15 protein-coding genes are annotated in these 17641 nt (G+C 70.6%); 9 read left to right on the top strand and 6 right to left on the bottom strand.

The window, feature by feature from the left end; translation table 11 throughout:
- Positions 1 to 109 precede the first annotated feature (109 nt).
- The 3 genes from AC07EQ_RS05020 to AC07EQ_RS05010 form a co-directional block, all read right to left on the bottom strand.
- Positions 110 to 1492, bottom strand: a complete 1383-nt coding sequence (locus tag AC07EQ_RS05020; RefSeq protein ID WP_478386623.1) for an APC family permease — start codon at positions 1490 to 1492, stop codon at positions 110 to 112.
- Positions 1489 to 2889 carry an aspartate aminotransferase family protein gene (locus AC07EQ_RS05015; RefSeq protein WP_478386622.1) on the bottom strand — a complete coding sequence of 467 codons (1401 nt, stop codon included), beginning with the start codon at positions 2887 to 2889 and terminating at the stop codon, positions 1489 to 1491. The genes AC07EQ_RS05020 and AC07EQ_RS05015 overlap by 4 nt, the downstream gene beginning before the upstream one ends.
- A 124-nt stretch (positions 2890 to 3013) precedes the next feature.
- On the bottom strand, positions 3014 to 4489 hold the full coding sequence (locus tag AC07EQ_RS05010) for an aldehyde dehydrogenase (RefSeq protein WP_478386621.1): 1476 nt from the start codon (positions 4487 to 4489) through the stop codon (positions 3014 to 3016).
- A 115-nt stretch (positions 4490 to 4604) separates the two neighbouring features.
- On the opposite strand from AC07EQ_RS05010, the gene AC07EQ_RS05005 reads away from it, so the two are divergent.
- Both AC07EQ_RS05005 and AC07EQ_RS05000 read left to right on the top strand, forming a co-directional pair.
- Positions 4605 to 5210 carry a TetR/AcrR family transcriptional regulator gene (locus AC07EQ_RS05005; RefSeq protein ID WP_478386620.1) on the top strand — a complete coding sequence of 202 codons (606 nt, stop codon included), beginning with the start codon at positions 4605 to 4607 and terminating at the stop codon, positions 5208 to 5210.
- Between the two features lie 32 nt (positions 5211 to 5242).
- Positions 5243 to 6154: a LysR substrate-binding domain-containing protein gene (locus AC07EQ_RS05000; RefSeq protein ID WP_478386619.1), complete on the top strand. Its 912-nt coding sequence runs from the start codon at positions 5243 to 5245 to the stop codon at positions 6152 to 6154.
- A 53-nt stretch (positions 6155 to 6207) separates the two neighbouring features.
- Here the strand turns inward: AC07EQ_RS05000 and AC07EQ_RS04995 are convergent, their stop codons facing one another.
- A complete protein-coding gene (locus AC07EQ_RS04995; protein WP_478386618.1) occupies positions 6208 to 7455 on the bottom strand; it encodes a flavin-containing monooxygenase in 1248 nt (415 codons plus the stop codon).
- A 290-nt stretch (positions 7456 to 7745) separates the two neighbouring features.
- On the opposite strand from AC07EQ_RS04995, the gene AC07EQ_RS04990 reads away from it, so the two are divergent.
- From AC07EQ_RS04990 to AC07EQ_RS04970, 5 genes are all read left to right on the top strand, one after another.
- Positions 7746 to 8168, top strand: a complete 423-nt coding sequence (locus AC07EQ_RS04990; protein ID WP_478386617.1) for a RidA family protein — start codon at positions 7746 to 7748, stop codon at positions 8166 to 8168.
- Complete coding sequence (locus tag AC07EQ_RS04985) at positions 8165 to 8842, top strand: DUF1028 domain-containing protein (RefSeq protein WP_397525781.1); 678 nt, start codon at positions 8165 to 8167, stop codon at positions 8840 to 8842. The genes AC07EQ_RS04990 and AC07EQ_RS04985 overlap by 4 nt, the downstream gene beginning before the upstream one ends.
- On the top strand, positions 8842 to 9972 hold the full coding sequence (locus AC07EQ_RS04980; RefSeq protein WP_478386616.1) for a M20 family metallopeptidase: 1131 nt from the start codon (positions 8842 to 8844) through the stop codon (positions 9970 to 9972). Before AC07EQ_RS04985 ends, AC07EQ_RS04980 begins: the two co-directional genes overlap by 1 nt.
- A gap of 71 nt (positions 9973 to 10043) precedes the next feature.
- The gene (locus AC07EQ_RS04975) at positions 10044 to 11462 is read left to right on the top strand and encodes an aspartate ammonia-lyase (protein WP_478386615.1); all 1419 of its coding nucleotides are present in this window, start codon (positions 10044 to 10046) and stop codon (positions 11460 to 11462) included.
- Positions 11463 to 11615: 153 nt separating this feature from the next.
- Positions 11616 to 12965: an MFS transporter gene (locus tag AC07EQ_RS04970; RefSeq protein ID WP_478386614.1), complete on the top strand. Its 1350-nt coding sequence runs from the start codon at positions 11616 to 11618 to the stop codon at positions 12963 to 12965.
- A 103-nt stretch (positions 12966 to 13068) separates the two neighbouring features.
- Here the strand turns inward: AC07EQ_RS04970 and AC07EQ_RS04965 are convergent, their stop codons facing one another.
- Positions 13069 to 14178 (bottom strand): peptidoglycan recognition protein family protein, encoded by a 1110-nt coding sequence (locus AC07EQ_RS04965; protein WP_478386613.1) that lies wholly within the window; start codon positions 14176 to 14178, stop codon positions 13069 to 13071.
- Between the two features lie 235 nt (positions 14179 to 14413).
- Between AC07EQ_RS04965 and AC07EQ_RS04960 the strand changes: the two genes are divergently transcribed.
- Positions 14414 to 14722, top strand: a complete 309-nt coding sequence (locus tag AC07EQ_RS04960) for a DUF6221 family protein (protein ID WP_478386612.1) — start codon at positions 14414 to 14416, stop codon at positions 14720 to 14722.
- A 33-nt stretch (positions 14723 to 14755) separates the two neighbouring features.
- Positions 14756 to 15052: a hypothetical protein gene (locus AC07EQ_RS04955; RefSeq protein WP_478386611.1), complete on the top strand. Its 297-nt coding sequence runs from the start codon at positions 14756 to 14758 to the stop codon at positions 15050 to 15052.
- Here AC07EQ_RS04955 and AC07EQ_RS04950 read toward each other — a convergent pair.
- Complete coding sequence (locus AC07EQ_RS04950; RefSeq protein WP_478386610.1) at positions 15049 to 17631, bottom strand: PEP/pyruvate-binding domain-containing protein; 2583 nt, start codon at positions 17629 to 17631, stop codon at positions 15049 to 15051. The two genes, AC07EQ_RS04955 and AC07EQ_RS04950, sit on opposite strands and share 4 nt — an antisense overlap.
- Between the last annotated feature and the right edge of the window lie 10 nt (positions 17632 to 17641).

The following is a 17641-nucleotide window of genomic DNA, read 5'->3' as shown; positions in this document are numbered from 1 at the left end:
TTTTCCCCCCCCCCGCGGGGACGGAACCCCCCCGGGGGGGACACAAAAAGAACCCCCGGTCTTGGAGGGTGGCGCCCCAGCTTCTCGACCGCGGGCCCGCCGGCCAGGATCACGGTTCGTGACCCATGGTGGGCGCCGGCCGCTTGAAGCCGCGGGTGAGCCGCAGCAGTTGCAGGAAGCCGACCGCCACCCAGCTCAGGCCGATGACGAAGGTCAGCGGCGACAGCGACGTCCACAGCCACACGGTCAGCGCCACACCGATCCCAGGGATGAGCACGTAGCGGAGGAAGTCCGCGCCACGGCGCCTGCCCAGGCCGATCGCGTAGTGCTTGATGACGCTCAGGTTGACGAAGGTGAAGGCGATCAGGGCGCCGAAGCTCACCAGGGCGGCGGCCTGGTCCAGCGACATGACGCAGGCCAGCAGGGAAACCGCACCCACCGCCAGGGTGGCCAGGTGCGGGGTCCGGTACCTCGGGTGGATGCGGGCGAAAACGCGCCTGGGCAGCGCGCCGTCACGCCCCATGGAGAACAGGATCCGGGACACCGCGCTTTGCGCCGCCATGGCCGAGGCGAAGCAGGCCGCGACGTAGGCGGCGGTGAAGAACGCCGCCAGGAAGTCGCCGCCGGCGCTGACCATCACCTCGACCGAGGCAGAGTCGGGATCGGTGAAGGTCTGCCAGTCGGGGTGGACCAGGTGGCCCACCCAGGACATGAGGACGAACAGCAGTCCGCAGAAGACCGTGCACAGGATGATCGCTCTCGGAATCGTCTTCTGCGGCTCCCGGGCCTCCTCGGAGAGCGTGGAGATCGCGTCGAAGCCCAGGAACGACAGGCAGAGGATGGCTGATCCGGCGACGACCGCGGTGAGCGAGAAGTCCGCGCTGTAGAACGGCGCCACCAGATCCGCCGGCTCCGAGCGCCCGGACACGGTCAGGTAGCTCATTGCCAGGAACGTCGCGATGAACACCCCCTGCGCGCCCACCAGCACCATGTTCATGCCGGTCACCAGTTTGATGCCGAGGGTGTTCAGCCCGGTGACGACGGCGATCGCCAGCAGCACCCAGACCCAGCCGGGCACTGCCGGGATCGCGATCCCCAGGTAGAGCCCGATGACGATGTAGCTGATCGTGGGCAGGAAGATGTAGTCCAGCAGCAGCGCCCAGCCGGTGAGGAAGCCCGTGGCAGGGCCGAAGGTCTGCTGCGTGTAGGTGTAGGCGGAACCGGCCACCGGGTAGGCGCGCACCATGTTCGCGTAGCCCAGCGCGGTGAACGTCATCGCGGCCAAGGTGACGATGAACGCAGTGGGCAGGTGTCCTCGTGTCACGTCGGTCGCGATCCCGTAGGTGGTGAAGGCCGCGAGCGGGACCATGTAGGCCAGCCCGAAGAGGAACAGCGAGGGCAGCCCGAGCACGCGTTTGAGCCCGTGCTCGCCGGCCGGACGAGCGTCGGCCCGTGCCTGGGCTGCCTCGGCGCGACTGTCGTGCCCGCTCACCGGAGCCCACCCGATGCGACGGCCTTGGAGAGCGTCTGCTCGACCAGCCCGACCAGTTCGCCGATGGCCGCGGCGTCGGCGACCAACGGCGGGGAGAGCTGCAGCAGCGGGTTGCCCTCGGAGTCGACGGCGAGCCGGCACAGCACGCCCGCCTCGGCGGCGGCCGGGGTCAGGTGCTGGTTGACGAACTCGGTGGCGTCGACCTGTTCCGAGGCCCAGGACTTCGTGGCCTTGTCGGTGACCAGCTCCAGGCTGCGGTGGTATCCGTCGCCGCGGATGTCGCCCACGATCGGGTTCTCGCGGAGCCGTTCGAGTTCGGCGGCGAACGTCGCGCTGGTGGCCTTGACGGTGCCCTGCACGTCCAGCCGCCGCATGATCTCCAGGTTCGCCAGCGCCGCGGCGCAGGCGACCGGGTGCCCGCTGTAGGTGAGCGCGTGGTTGTACATGCCGGCCGGTCCGTCCAGGACGGTCTCGATGACCCGGTCGCCGGCGATCAGACCGCCCAACGGCACGTAGGCCGAGGCGATCCCCTTGGCGAAGGTGATGATGTCGGGCTGGAAACCGTAGTGGATCGAGCCGAACCACTCGCCGAGCCTGCCGAACCCGGTGATGACCTCGTCGGCGATCAGCAGAATCCCGTGCCGGTCGCAGATTTCGCGCACGCCCTGGAAGTAGCCCGCGGGCGGGGTGAGACTCCCGCCGGCGTTCTGCAGCGGCTCCATGATGATGGCGGCGATGGTGTCCGCGCCCTCCTGCAGGATCAGCGATTCGAGCTCGGCCAGCAGGAAAGCGGTGAACTCCGCCTCGGTCTCCTGCTCGGGGCGCCGGTATCGCTTGGTGTTGGACACGTGCCGGACGCCGGACATGAGCGGCTCGAACATCTTGCGCACCTGCACCATGCCGTTGAGGGACATGGCGCCGAAGCTGGTGCCGTGGTAGGCGACCCGGCGGGCGATGAACTTCCGGCGAGCGTGCTCGCCCCGGCTGATGTGGTACTGCCGGGCCAGCTTGATCGCGGCCTCGTTGGACTCCGAGCCGCTGGAGGTCAGGAACACCCGGTTCAGGTCGCCGGGGGCGAGCCCGGCCAGTTCGGCGGCCAGCTTCGCCGCGGGCGGATGCGCGACGCTCCAGGTGGTCTGGAAGGGGAGTTCGCTCATCTGCCGGGCGACGGCCTCGCCGACCTCGGCTCCGTGCGAGTAGCCCAGCTGGGTGCAGAACAGCCCGGCCAGCCCGTCGAAGTAGCGCTTGCCCGATTCGTCGTAGACGTAGCAGCCCTCGCCGCGGACGAAGATCGGCAGGCTCTCGTTGCGATACTTCGCCGCCGAGGTGAAGTTCATGACCAGGTGGCGCTTCGCCAGCTCTTCAACGGTGGCGGTCGTGCTCGTCTCCGCGGACATGGTGCTCCCTAGAGTTGTCGGTGTTCGGTGCCTTGCGGTGGCTCGGAAGGAACGGCCGCCCGGTGGTTCTGGGCGCCGGCCACTGGTTCAGGTCAGGGGCGGGCCGGTGGTCCCGCGGTTGCCTTCAGTACTTGATCCACGTGGTTTTCAGGCCGGTGAACTTCTCGATCGCGTGCGCGGACAGGTCGCGTCCGAAGCCGGACTGGCCGAAGCCGCCGAACGGGGTCTGCGGGCTCAACGCGTCAACGGTGTTGACCGAGACGGTTCCCGCGCGCAGCGCGTCGGAGACCCGCAGGGCGCGGGAGAGGTCCGCGGTCCAGACGGAGGCCGCCAGGCCGTAGCGGCTGTCGTTGGCCAGCCGGATCGCGTGCGCTTCGTCGTCGAAGGCGGTCACGCAGAGCACGGGGCCGAAGATCTCCTCGCGCTCGATGCGCGAACCCGGTGCCACGTCGTCGAAGACCGTCGGCTCCACGAAGCAGTCGCGCCGTCCTCCGCCGGTGACCAGTTCGGCTTCGCGGCTGCCGTCCGCGATGAAGCCGGCGACCCGTTCGGCGTGGGCCGCGTCGACCAGCGGCCCCATCTGGCTCGCGGGGTCGAGCGGGTCACCGGGTGCGTAGTCGGCGGCCCGCTTCGCGATCCTGGCCACCAGGTCGTCCTTGATCTCGCGGGCGACGAGCAACCGCGAGTTGGCCGAGCACACCTCGCCCTGGTTGAAGAAGATCCCCGCGCACGCGGCTTCGGCCGCCGCGTCCAGGTCGGCGCAGTCGGCGAAGACGAGGTTGGGGCTCTTCCCGCCGCATTCCGGCCACACCTGCTTGAGATTGGAATCCGCCGCGTAGCGCAGGAACTGCTGTCCGACGGCGGTTGATCCGGTGAACGCGATGCAGTCGACGTCGGGGTGCAGGCCCAGCGCGCGGCCGGTGGTCTCGCCGTAGCCCGGAACGACGTTGAGCGCCCCTTCGGGCAGTCCGGCTTCGGCGGCCAGCTCCGCGAGCCGCAGCGCCGACAGCGGGGACTGCTCGGCGGGCTTGAGCACCACCGAGTTCCCGGCGGCCAGGGCGGGTGCGAGCTTCCAGGTGGCCATGTCCAGCGGGAAGTTCCACGGCACGACCGCGCCGACGACGCCGAGGGGAACGCGGCGCACCAGGGCCAGATCTCCCGCAGCGGTCGGTGCGATCTCGCCGTAGTCCTTGTCGAGCATCTCGGCGTACCAGCGGAACAGGCCCGCCGCCCCGGGTACGTCGATCTCGTAGGCGTCGGTGACGAGCTTGCCCATGTCCATCGAATCGAGCAGGGCGAGTTCCGCGCGGTGCTCGTCGATCAGGTCGGCCAGGCGCAGCAGCACCTGCTTGCGCTCGGCGGGTCCGGCGGACGACCAGGCGCCGGACTCGAAGCACGTGCGGGCGGCGGACACCGCGGCGTCGACGTCGGCGGGGCCGCACTCGGCGACGTCGGCGATGGTGCGGCCGGTGGCGGGGTCGACGGTCGGGAAGGTGCGGCCGTCGAGCGCCGCGGTGAACCGGCCACCGATGAACGCGGCGGTGCGCGGGGCGAGACCCGCGGCGGCCTCGCGCCACTGCTCGTGGGTGAACGCTGGCATGGCTCTCCTCTTCGCTCAGTAACTTTGAACGCAGATTCAAAACTTCAGCAAAGTCACATGTCAATAGCAAAGTCAGAGATTGAAAAATTTGAACCAGAGCATCAATAATGATGACGTGACACGGACGAGGACACAGCGGGCACGCCGGGAACAGCTCATCGACGCCGCGCTGCGGGCGATCACCGAACGCGGGCGCGTCAACGTCCGCATCCGCGACATCGCCACGGAGGCGGGTGTGTCACCGGGCTCGGTGCTCTACCACTACCCGGAACTGGCGGAGCTGATGTTCGACGTGCACCGCACGGTCACCGACCGCTTCTACCGCCACCGGGCCGACACCGTCGACGCGGCCGGGAGTGCCGAGCTCAAGCTCGCCGCGGCCATCGAGACCGGCTTGCCGTCCGGGAAGGACGACGAGGTCGCCTGCGTGCTCTACGAGATGCACGGGCTCGCCGACCGCAGTTCCGCGCACGCCGCGCTCATGACCAGCCTGTACGACCGCGAGGTCGCACTCTACGGCACGGTGCTGGAGATCGGCCGTGCGACGGGCCGGTTCACGCTTTCCCGGCCGGTGCGCGAGATCGCCGCGACGCTGGTCGCGCTGGAGGACGGTCTCGGGCTGCACCTGATGAGCAACAACACCTCCGTCGAGCGCAACGCCGCCAAGCACTTGGTCGCCGAGTACGCGCGGCAGGCCACCGGCTGCGCGACCACCTCGTAGGCGGACGCGGCTCCGCGAGGCAGGATGTCTCCATGAACGAGCCTGCCTTCACCCTCGTGCAGCTGCGCTACTTCGAGGCGGCGGCCCGGCACCTCAGCATGACGGCCGCGTCGAAGGAACTCATGGTGTCCCAGTCGGCCGTGTCGACCGCGATCGCGCAGCTGGAGAAAGAAATGGGCGTGCAGTTCCTGCTGCGCCACCACGCCCGCGGGCTCAGCCTGACCACGGCGGGCGAGGTGTTCTACAAGAGGGTCCTGGACTTCCTCGCCCACGGCGCCGAGCTGGTGGAGACCGCCCGGCAGTCCGGCACCGAGCTGGTCGGGACGCTGACGGTCGGCTGCTTCGCCACGCTCGCGCCGTTCCGGCTACCCGGCCTGCTGGCGGAGTTCGAGGCCCGGCACCCGCAGGTCCACGTGTCCCTGCGCGAAGGCGAGCACCAGGCGCTCAAATCGGCCCTGCGCTCGGGCGAGACGGAGCTCGCCCTGCTGTACGGCTACGACCTGGACGACGACATCGACCGCGAGGTCGTGGGAACCGCGCACCCGTACGCCCTCGTGTCCGAGGACCACCGGTTCGCGCGACGGAAGAACCGCACGGTGTCGCTCCAGGACCTCGCCGACGAGCCCATGGTGCTGCTCGACCTGCCGCACAGCCGTGAGTACCTGCAGTCGATCCTCAGCAACGCAGGCGTGGAACCCCGGGTCCGCCACCGCACGAGCGGCTACGAGACCGTCCGTGCTTTCGTCGCGCACGGTCACGGCTTCGCGCTCCTCAACCAATGCCCGCCGGCCGAAACCACCTATTCGGGGGCGCGAGCCGTCCCGCTCACCCTGACCGACGACGTCCCGTCGCTGGAAATCGTCGTCGCCTCGATGCGCGGGGTCCGCCTCACCCGGCGGGCGCAGGAGTTCCGGGAGTTGTGCCGCACCCTCTACGCGCGCTGACCGTTTTGGGCCGGGGAGGCGATCGCCTCCCCGCCCCAAAACGGTCGAACGGGTCAGTCCCCGTGGCTGAGGTAGCGGTGCTGGGTCGCGATGTGGTCGGCCACGAACTTGGCGTCGTGCCACACCCCCCAGATGAAGCTCGAGCCACGGCGCGCCAGCCAGGGCAGTCCCAGGAAGTACACGCCGGGTTCGGAAGACACGCCGCGACGGTGCTCCGGCTTGCCGTTCTCGTCGAACGCGTCGACCTGCAGCCAGCCGTAGTCGACGGCGAAGCCGGTCGCCCAGACGATCGACCGGACTCCGGCGGCGGCGAGATCGAGCTCGAGGATCGGGGTGGTCACGCAGGCGGGATCCGGCCCCAGCGTGCGGGCGTCCGGGTCCTCGGGGAGGTCCAGGCCGTTGCGCGCGACATACGCGTCGGCTTCGTCGAGCAGTGCGAGGTAGTTCGCGTCTCCCTTGGCGATGTTGGTCCCGAGGTCCGGCGCGAAGCGGAGGATCCCGTCGTCGAACGAGCCGGTCATGCCGACGAGGTCGATCCCGAGTCCGGCGAGGGCGCGGAAGTCCACCGTGTGCCCGCCGCGGGCGCCGCTGACCGCGATGGTGACGTGTTCGGCCCCCGACGGCGGCGTCTCGGCGTCCCACTTGCCGAGCACGCCGAGCCACCAGCAGAAGTCGCGTCCGCGGTACTGGCGCGGAGGACGGTCGTGGGGGCCGACGGACAGGTACACCGGCCGCCCCGACCGGCGGAGCTCCTCGGCGATCTGCACTCCCGACGAACCGGCTCCGACCACCAGCACGGCGCCATCGGGCAGCTGCTCCGGATTCCGGTAGGAACTGGAGTGGATCTGCAGGGGGCCGGCTTCCCGGGGCACGATCGGTGGGATCACGGGCCGCTGGAACGGTCCGGTCGCCGCGACGACGAAACGCGACTCGATGGTTCCGTCCGAAGTCTCCACGCGAAAACCGGGCCGTCCCTCGAGCCGCCGGACGGACGTCACCTCGACCCCGGTCCGGATCGGCGCGGCGATCTTCTCCGCGTACGCCTCGAAGTAGGCCGCGACCTGGTCCTTGGAAGCGAAATCGCCGGGCGCCAGGTCGACGAACTCCAGGCCGGGGAAGCGGTCGTGCCACGCGGGCCCGTTCGCGACCAGCGAGTCCCACCGCTCCGAACGCCAGCGCTCGGCGATGCGGTCGCGTTCCAGCACGAGGTGCTGCACACCGCAGTCACTCAGGTGCTCGCTCATCGCCAGGCCGGCCTGGCCCCCGCCCACGACGAGGGCCTCCACCTCTTGGATCGACATCCAGACCTCCACTCCGGACCGGCGGGCGGACCGCGCCGGTCCGCCTCCATGCCTCTGTGCGTCTCAACCGGATCCTCGCCGCCGCGCACTTCCCGTGTCCAACAGATGTTTTTGGTACACGAGATCTGATTTTTCGATTCATGACGGCCGCGTCGAGGCGGTCCCGTGGATCGATATTTTCGATGCACTGGTACTGAAACATCTACTGGACAGAAAGTGCGTGGCGAGGTCAGGCTGTGGCGACGGCGCCGCCGATCCGTCCGACAACCGCCGCCGGGAAAGGCCACGAAGTGACTGTTCATCGCCGCATCCGCCCGTTCAACACGCGCGACACCTACCCCGAGCAGAACCTCGACAACGACCTCTGCCAGGCCGTCGTCGCCAACGGCACCGTCTACGTCCGTGGCCAGATCGGGCAGGACCTCGACACCAGCGAGTCCGTCGGGATCGGCGACGCCGCCGCGCAGGCCGAGCAGGCGATGGCGAACATCAAGGTGCTCCTCGAAGAAGCCGGCAGCCGGATGGAGCACCTGGTCAAGCTCACCATCTACCTGATCGACCCGCGCTACCGCGAGGCCGTCTACCGCACCGTCGGGCGCTGGACCAAGGGTGTGCACCCGATCTCGACCGGCCTGGTGGTGTCCGCGCTCGCCCGGCCGGAGTGGCTGTGCGAGATCGACGCCATCGCCGTGATCCCGGAGGAGGAGAAGTGACCCTTTCGATCGTCGCCCGCGACACTTCCGGCGGCACCGTGCGGTTCGGTGTCGCGGCCAGCTCATCCAGCCCCGCCGTCGTCGCCCGCGTCGCGCACCTGCGCCCGGGCGTCGGCGCCGCGGCCTCGCAGAACATCACCGACCCGCGGCTCGGCGGCCACCTGCTCGACGGGCTCGCCGAGCACGGCGACGCCGAGCGGGCGCTCGCCGGGGTCACCGCCGCTGCGGACAACATCGAGTACCGGCAGCTCACCGTGCTCGGCCCGACCGGCCCGGGCTTCGCCTACAGCGGCTCCCGGACACTGGGCAAGCACGGTGCCGTCGCCGCGGACGGTGTCGTGGCGGCGGGCAACATGCTGGCAGGCAACCACATCCCGCAGGCCATTGTGGACGCGTTCACCTCCGCCACCGGCGAGCTGGAGCAGCGGCTCGTCACCGCGTTGCAGGCCGGTCTCGACGCCGGCGGCGAGGAGGGCCCGGTCCACTCCGCCGGCGTCGTCGTGGTGTCCGATGTGGACTGGCCGGTCACCGACCTCCGGGTGGACTGGGCGGACGACCCCGTCGACCGGCTCGCCGAGTTGCTCGACGTGTGGCTCCCGCAGCGCGACGACTACGTCACCCGCGGGCTCAACCCCGCCTCGGCCCCGTCCTACGGCGTGCCGGGAGACGAGTGATGACGGCACTGAAGAACGCGGCCCGCGCCGAGGTCGACCGGCACGCCGACGAACTGATCCGCCTGTCGGAACGGCTGCACGCCGACCCCGAGACGGCGTGGGAGGAGCACCGCGCCGCCGCGGCGGTGCCGGAGCTGCTCGACCGCGCCGGGTTCGCCGTCACGTCGGGCTACCTCGGCCTGGACACGGCGTTCCACGCGAGCTTCGGCACCGGTCCGACGCGGATCGCGCTGTGCGCCGAGTACGACGCGCTGCCCGGCCTCGGTCACGCGTGCGGCCACAACCTCATCGCGGCCAGCTCCATCGGTGCCGCACTGGGGCTGGCCGCGGTCGCCGACGACGCCGGGGTGACGATCGAGGTCTACGGCACCCCGGCCGAGGAGGGCGGCGGCGGGAAGATCGAGCTGCTCGACCGCGGCGCTTTCGCGGGCGTGGACCTCGCGATGATGGTGCACCCGGCGCCCGTCGACGTCGCCGAGGCCCGGCCGTTCGCCGTCAGCCACTCGAAGATCTCCTACACCGGCAAGTCCGCGCACGCCGCTGCTTACCCCGAGGCCGGGATCAACGCCGCCGACGCGTTCACCGTCGCCCAGGTCGCCATCGGCCTGCTCCGCCAGCAAATCCCCGCCTCGGCGCGGGTGCACGGCATCGTGACGCACGCCGGCGACGCACCGAACGCGATCCCCGAGCACGCCAGCGGCCGCTGGTACGTGCGTGCCGAGACGCTCGCGGAACTAGCCGAGCTGGAGCCGCGCGTGTTCCGCGCGTTCGAAGCCGGCGCGCTGGCCACCGGCTGCGAGCTGACCGTGGAACCGGAAAGCAAGCCCTACGCCGAGTTCCGCGCGGACGAGGCGGCACTGGCGGCCTACCGTGCCAACGCACTCGAGCTCGGCCGCGAGTTCGCTCCGGACGGCACGGCGTCCCGCATGAACCGCGCCTCCACCGACATGGGCAACGTCTCGCAGGTCGTGCCCGCCATCCACCCCTACATCGGCATCGGGTCCTTGCCGGCGATCAACCACCAGCGCGAGTTCGCCGCGCACTGCGTCGGCGGCACCGCGCAACGAGCCCTGCTCGACGGCGCGATCGCACTGGCATGGACCGGAGTGGACCGAGGCGTGGCGCCATGACCGCCTGCTCCTCGGCCCGCATCCGCAGCACGCTCACGTCCTGAATCCGCACCTTTCCGGGAAGGACAACGATGTCCCACGCCCCGACGCGCACCGAGCACGACATGCTCGGCGAGATCAGCGTGCCTGCGGACGCCTACTACGGCGCCCACACCGCACGCGCCCTCGTCAACTTCCCCATCACGCGGGAGACCCTCGCCGACCGCCCGCACCTGGTCGTGGCACTGGCTGCGGTCAAGCAGGCCGCGGCCACCGCCAACGCGGAGGTCGGCGCCCTCGACGGCGCCAGGGCCACCGCCATCGCGAAGGCCTGCGCCGAGATCAGGAGCGGCGGGCTGCACGACCAGTTCGTCGTCGACCTGATCCAAGGCGGCGCCGGGACCTCGACGAACATGAACGCCAACGAGGTCATCGCCAACCGGGCCCTGGAACTGCTCGGCCACGACCGCGGCGAGCACTCCGAGCTCCACCCGCTCGATCACGTCAACCTGGGCCAGAGCACCAACGACGTCTACCCCACGGCCGTCAAGCTCGCGCTCGACAGCCACCTCGCCGAGCTGCTCGCGGCGCTCGCCGGGCTGCGGGAAGCGTTCTCCGCCAAGGCGGTCGAATTCGCCGACATCCTCAAGATGGGCCGCACCCAGCTGCAGGACGCGGTCCCGATGACGCTCGGCCAGGAATTCGGCGCGTTCGCCGCCACGCTCGGTGAGGACGAGCAGCGCCTCGCCGAGGCCCGGCTGCTGCTGCACGAGCTCAACCTCGGCGGCACGGCGATCGGCACCGGACTCAACGCCCGCCCCGGCTACCGCGAGCTCGCCGTGGCGCACCTGCGCGAGCTCACCGGTATCCCGACGCTCGTCTCCGCCCCCGACCTCATCGAGGCCACCCAGGACGTCGGCGTGTTCGTCCAGCTCTCCGGCGTCCTGAAACGGGTCGCGGTCAAGCTCTCGAAGATCTGCAACGACCTGAGACTGCTCTCGTCGGGACCACAGGCCGGGCTCGGCGAGATCATCCTGCCCGCCCGGCAGGCCGGTTCGTCGATCATGCCCGGCAAGGTCAACCCGGTCATCCCCGAGGTCGTCAACCAGGTCGCATTCGAGATCGTCGGCAACGACGTCACGATCACCCTTGCCGCGGAAGGCGGACAACTGCAGCTCAACGCCTTCGAGCCGATCATCGCGCGGGCCCTGACCGCCGGCCTCGACCACTTCACCGCCGCGATAGGCGTGCTCACCGAGCACTGCGTGCGCGGCATCACCGCCCGCCGTGAGCACCTGGCGGGCATCGTCGCCACCTCCGCGGGCCTGGTGACCGCGCTGAGTCCCGCGCTCGGCTACGAAGCCGCGTGCACCATCGCGCTGGAGGCGCACCGCACCGGCCGGCCCGCGCTGGAGCTGGTGCGGGAACGGCATCTGCTGACCGACGAGCAACTCGGCGCGCTGACCACGCCACAGGCCCTCACCGGCGGGACCGTCCCCGGGTTGCGGTGAAGTTGCCGTTTCAGCCTCGTCAAGCTCGCGTTTCGGACCGGCTCAGCGCCTCTGCATAGATCCTCTCGATGCATTGCTTTGGTTATTACTTCTTGTTAGATGCCACGGACCGCTCCTAGCGTCATCACGAAATCCGGTCCAAGGAGGCCGCCCATGACCACACGTGAATCCGCCCCGGCCAGGGAGCTCACCGAGACGAACGCCGATCCCGCGACGCTGCGCCGGAGCGTCGCCGCGGGCGCGGTCGGCGTCTTCGTGCACTGGTTCGACTGGGCCGCGTACGCCTATCTCGCGAGCACCATCGCCTCGGTCTTCTTTCCCGTCGGCAACGCCACCGCCGGCCTCCTCGCAGTGTTCGGGGTCTTCGCGGTGTCGTTCGGGATCCGTCCCGTCGGAGCGCTGGTGTTCGGCCCGCTCGGAGACCGGATCGGCCGCAAGCGCACGCTGTCGATCGTCATCTTCGTGATGTCCGGTGCCACGCTCGCCATCGGCCTGCTGCCCGACTACTCGACGATCGGGATCGCGGCCCCGCTGCTGCTGGTCTTCCTGCGGCTGCTGCAGGGCTTCGCCGCGGGCGGCGAGTTCGGCAGCGCCGCGAGCTTCCTCGCCGAATTCGCGCCGCGCCGCCGCCGCGGATTCGGCGTCAGCTGGCTCGAAGTCGGCTCGCTGCTGGGGTTCCTCGCCGGGTCGTTCATGTTCCTCCTGCTGTCGGTCGGCCTCTCGGACGCGCAGCTCACCTCGTGGGGCTGGCGCATCCCGTTCCTCATCGCCGCGCCGCTGGGCATCGTCGGATTCGTCGTCCGCAACAAGATCGAGGACACCCCCGAGTACCGCACCCTCGAAGCGACCGACAACGTGCCCCGCAGCCCCGTGCGGGAACTCTTCCGCAACAACAAGAAGCAGCTGCTCCAGGCCGCCGGCCTGATGACGATGATGCACGTGCCGTTCTACGCCGTGCTCACCTACCTGGTCACCTACGAGACCGACTACCTGGGCCACTCCGCCGGCAACGCCGCGCTCCTGTCCACGGTCATCTCCCTCGTCGGGCTGGTCCTCGTCCCAGCGTTCGGCCGCCTGTCCGACCGCGTCGGCAGGCGACCGGTCCTGATCGGCGCGGGCATCGCGCTGTTCGTCCTCGCGACCCCGGCCTACCTGCTGATGCGCACGGGCCTCGCCGGCACGTGGATCGGCGGGCTTGCGCTCGGCGTCGTGCTCTCCGCGATCCTGGGCACGTACGCGGTGTGGTCCGCCGAGATCTTCCCGACCCGCACCCGCCAGGGCGGCCTGTCCATCGCGTACAACCTCACCGCCGCCCTGTTCGCCGGCACCGTGCCCTACCTGATGACAGTCCTGATCTCGGCCACCGGCAGCACGCTCGTGCCCGGCCCGTACCTCATGGTCGCCGCCGTGATCGGGCTGATCGCGGCCTTCTCCATGCGCGAAACCGCGGGGAATCCGTTGCTGCAGGAAGAGGACCTCGCAGGCGAGCACACCAAAGCCTGAACCGCAGTCCCGGTGCCGGCGGAACCCGGGGACGCGAACCTGACCGTCCGGCACATGACGGAGAACCGGCTGCACCTGCTCAGGTGCAGCCGGTTCTCCGTGATCAGCCCAGCAGGCGCTGCCAGGTCCGCTGGTCCAGCACACCCGTGGCCGCCAGGCCGCTGGACGCCTGGAACTCCCGCACCACCGCGACCATCCGGTCGCCGAAACGCGCATCCGCCGCCACATACCGGCCACGAGACGTCAGCAAGACCTGCGCCGCCCGCACCGCATCACCACCGGCGCCCTGACCCAGCACCGGCGTCAGACCGGCCCAGGCCGAACCGCCGAACAAACCCGGCTCCGGCAGCCGCGTCGCGTAGCAGGACACGCCCGCCGCGCCGGCGGCCGCGACGACCCCGCCGGTGGCCGCTTGCGTCTGCGGACCGAACACGCCGTCCACCGGCACCGAAACCCCTTGCGCCCGCAGCAGGAGCTGCAACGCCGTCACCGACGGGCCCGCCGCCTCCGGGCGCAGCAGCGGCCACACCGCCGGCTGCACCACGGCCCGGCCCGTGGCCGCGCCGACTGCTTCGCGCAGCTCCGGCAACCGTCCATACAGGACATCACCGGGGCATTCGGTGGCCATGAAGTCGCGGTGCCCGTAGATCTCGCCGGGCTCGATGCCGTACTGCGACACCATGTACGTGCACAACAGCACCAGCGAATCCCACAGGTCTTCCGGCACGTCGGTGTCGATGTAGGTGCCCTCGTTCTCGATGCCCAGCGACACCGGGTTCTCCGCACCGGCGTGCGCACCCTGCACGTGCTGATCGCCGGCGGTGAGCACCTCCAGGCTCCGGTGGCGGCCCTCCATCAGCCAGCCGCCGCGGGAGTTGGTGAAGTTCTGCCCGGTGTCCTTCCACCCGTTGGAATCCATGTGGAAGTCCTGGATCTGCCGGGCCAGCGCGAACGCCGCCTCCTGCGAGGTGTCGTCGACGTTGGGCGAGGCGGTGTGGTGCACGACGATCTTGACCGGCTTGCTGTCGAGCACGTCCACCGGCGAACTGGGCTCCCGCGCCTGCCAATCCGACGTCGACGCGATCTCCGGCGCGGCCGCCCGCCGCGACCCACCGGCGGCCACCGCCGGCAACCCGCACACGCCGACCGCCGTCGCCGCCAGCCCACCGGCTAACAGCACCCGACGGGCCATCCGAACATCGCGCAACGCCATAGCCACTCCCCAAACCGGACGAACATCATGATCAGGGCCGAGCCCGGAGCCCCGAACGGTACGCAGCGGTAACCGGAGCGGGGAATTCTTGGCGACAACCCGCCAACAACCGGTCAAGAAGCCACCACGCCACCTGCGGATGACAAGATCACCCGCGTCGAACGCGTCACAACCGAACCGCCGCCGCGTCCCTGTCTGTGACCGACGAACACCGCGGACAACGGGAGTGCGCAAGATGGACCGGTTCGTCACGTTCCTGCGCCGCCAGCTCGACATCGACCTCGAGCTGCTGCGCGTGGCCAGGCAAGACGCCGAAACCGGCGCCGCCCACGCCTGCCTGATCACCCCCATCCGGGGATTCCGGGAATGCGAGCTGAAGTCCCGCCTGCTTTCCGCCCACCACCACTGCGGCACCGGCGCCGGCCCCTGCGACGAACTGGGGGAGAGCTACCCGCCCGAGGACGAACGCGGCTGCCCCACCCGGGCGCTCCTCGGCCTGCCCTACGCCGACCGCCCCGGCTACATCGCCCGCTGGCGCCCCTGAACCCGCCGGTCCAGGGGCGCCGGGAGGCGCGTCGTGATCCCGCCCGCCGGTGAGGGGCCGGTCCGTCTCGATGTGACAGGCGATCTCACGTTCGCGCATTTGATCTACCGGCGTGACGCGGAAGGCGGCGAGATCGTCATAGCCGCCCCAGCCTGCGCCGGCAGTTCCCCGGACGATGTCGCACCGGAAAGCGTGCTGGACCGGTTCACGCTCCGTCGCCCGCTGGACTCCTGTGGGGTCAAGGACGAACCCACTGCGGCGGAACTGCAGCGAGGCTTCAGCATCCTGATCATGGCCGGCAACGAGCAGGTCAGGAACCCCAGGGCTTAGCGCCGGTCTTCGTCCCGATGTTCCTCAACACCCGAATCGGCGGTCAGGACCTCGACGGTTCCCGCGGCGCCGTCCACCCGCACCCGATCACCGCTGCGCAGCCGCGTCGTGGCGTTGCCGCAGCCCACCACGGCCGGAATCCCCAGCTCCCGGGCCACGATCGCGGCATGCGACAGCGGCGCACCCACGTCCGTCACCACCGCCGCGGCCCGCGGGAACAACGGCGTCCACCCGATGTTCGTCACCGTCGTCACCAGGACCTCGCCCGGCCGCAACGAATCGCCCTCGTCGACCGAGGTCAGCACCCGCGCCGTGCCTTCGACGACACCGGCCGCGCCGGCGAAACCGCGCACCGAATGCGACACCGGCGCCAACGCCACCGACTCGTCGAACACGTCCATCCGCCGATCCGGCAGGGCCGACCACCGCACCGGGTCGAAATGCCCCCGGACCAACGTCGGGTACGGCCCCAACGCCGCATACGCCCGGTAGGTCTGCCGCCGGTCCGCAACCGCCCCCAACGGCTCCCGCGCACCGCCGAGCACCGCCAGGACCTCCTCGATCCGCAAGAAGAACAGGTCCTCGCCGCACCCGGTCAGCTCGCCGGCGCGCAACACGAAGGCCCGCAGCACCCAGAACGCGCGGATCAACTCCGAACGCGCCGCCTCCCGGCCCCGAGCGGCCCGCGCGGCCCCGGCGATCCGGCGCCGCAACCGCCGCTCCTTGCCCGGGTGGCGCGACCGCAGCCGCTCCCACGCCGCATCCCGCGCGAGTTGCTGCCGCGCCAGCAACTCCGCCGGATCCGCCGCCGACCGCAACCCCGCCAGCTGCCGGTCGATCCACTCCGGATCCTCGGCGGGCCGGGGCGCGGACACCTCGAACTCGTCCGGGCACCGGTGCCCCCACGACCGTGCGAACGTGTCCCGGTCGATCTCCCCGCGCGCCAGCTCGCCCAGCCCCATCACCGGCCCCAGGCTCGCCAGCGCATCCCCGCCGGCGCTGAGCCCGGTCAGCAACGCGTTCGTGTCCGCCTCGCCGACCAGCTTCAGCAGCCGCGGCCGAATCCGCACCAGACCCGCGCCGTCCAACCGCGCCCCGGCCGCCAGCATCCGGCTGGAATCCCGCAGCAACGGCTCCACGTCCGAACGCCACAACGCCCGCAACTCCCCGGCATCACCGGCCGCGGCGATCCGCTCGTGCAACCGCGCGCACCGATCCGGCGAGGACGCCAGCAGTTCCGGCAGCCGCCGCTGGTACGCCGCGACACGACGCAGGAACGGCAACGCGCTCGCCAGCGCCGACCGCACCACCCGCCACCGCGACATCGGCAGCGCCGGAACCACCACATCCGCGGGGATGCGCCCGAACGCCTGCTCGCTGGCGGCGCGCACCAGCGAACCCAGCCCCAGCGCGTTGCCCACCGCGAACGTCAAGCTCAGGTTCAGGTAGAAGCGGCCGCCGATGTTGCCCGAGAGCCGGTGCGGCCCGACCCGCGACAGCGCCATCGTCTCCGACATGAAGATCTCCACCAGCGACCACGTGCACGGCGTCATCACGCTCGGGATCGCCTCACCGAGATTCGCGCACGTCCACAGGTAATCCCCGCCGAGGCTGTCGTTCCACGTCTCCACCGGCCGGTCCCGCAGCCCCGTGATCGGCCGCGCCTGCACCACCCAGAACCGGCCGTCCCGGGCAGCCCACTCCACGTCCATCGGCCGCCCGTACAGCTCCTCGATCCGCACCCCCAGCGCCGCCAGCTCGCCGGCCTCGGCGGGGGAGAGCACCGGGACATCCCGGCGCCCCTCCGGCACCGGTTCTTCCCTGGTGCCCTCGGCGGTGCGCACCGTCATCACCGCCTTGTCGCCGACGACCTGCTCGCGCACCCGGCCGTCGCGGGCCACCACGTAGGTGTCCGGCGTGACCTGGCCGCCCACGATCGACTCGCCCAGCCCCCACGCAGCGTTCACCAGGACGTCCTCACCGGCCCCGGTCACCGGGTCCCGGGTGAACAGCACCCCGGCGGCCTCCGCGGGCACCAGCTCCTGCACCACGACCGCCAGCGCCACCTCGTCGGCGGCCACCCCGTTGCGCAGCCGGTAGTCGATCGCCCGCGCGGTCCACAACGACGCCCAGCAGCGCCGCACGGCATCCAGCACCGCAGCCTCGCCGCGGATGTTGAGGTACGTGTCCTGCTGACCCGCGAACGACATCTCCGGCAGGTCCTCGGCGGTCGCCGACGACCGCACCGCCACCGGAACGTCCTCGCCCATCCCGGCATACGCCGCCCCGACGGCCTCCGCGATCTCCGCGGGCACCGGCGACTCGGCGAACCACTGCTGGATCTTCTCCGACGCCGCCTGCGCGGTCTCCGGCCGGTCCGGATCGACCTCCGCCACCGCCGCCAGGATCCGCTCCTGCAAACCCGCGGTGGCCGCGAAATCCCGGTACGCGACCGTCGTGACGTCGAACCCCGGCGGCACCGGCAACCCCGCGCCCGCCAGCCGCGCCAGCGACGCACCCTTGCCACCGACCAGCGCCAAGTCCGCGTCGGCGGCATCCAACGGCACTACAACAGACACCGGAACACCC

The organism is Saccharopolyspora sp. NPDC045839 (assembly GCF_056431645.1).
This window is presented reverse-complemented; position numbering and strand designations above follow the sequence as displayed.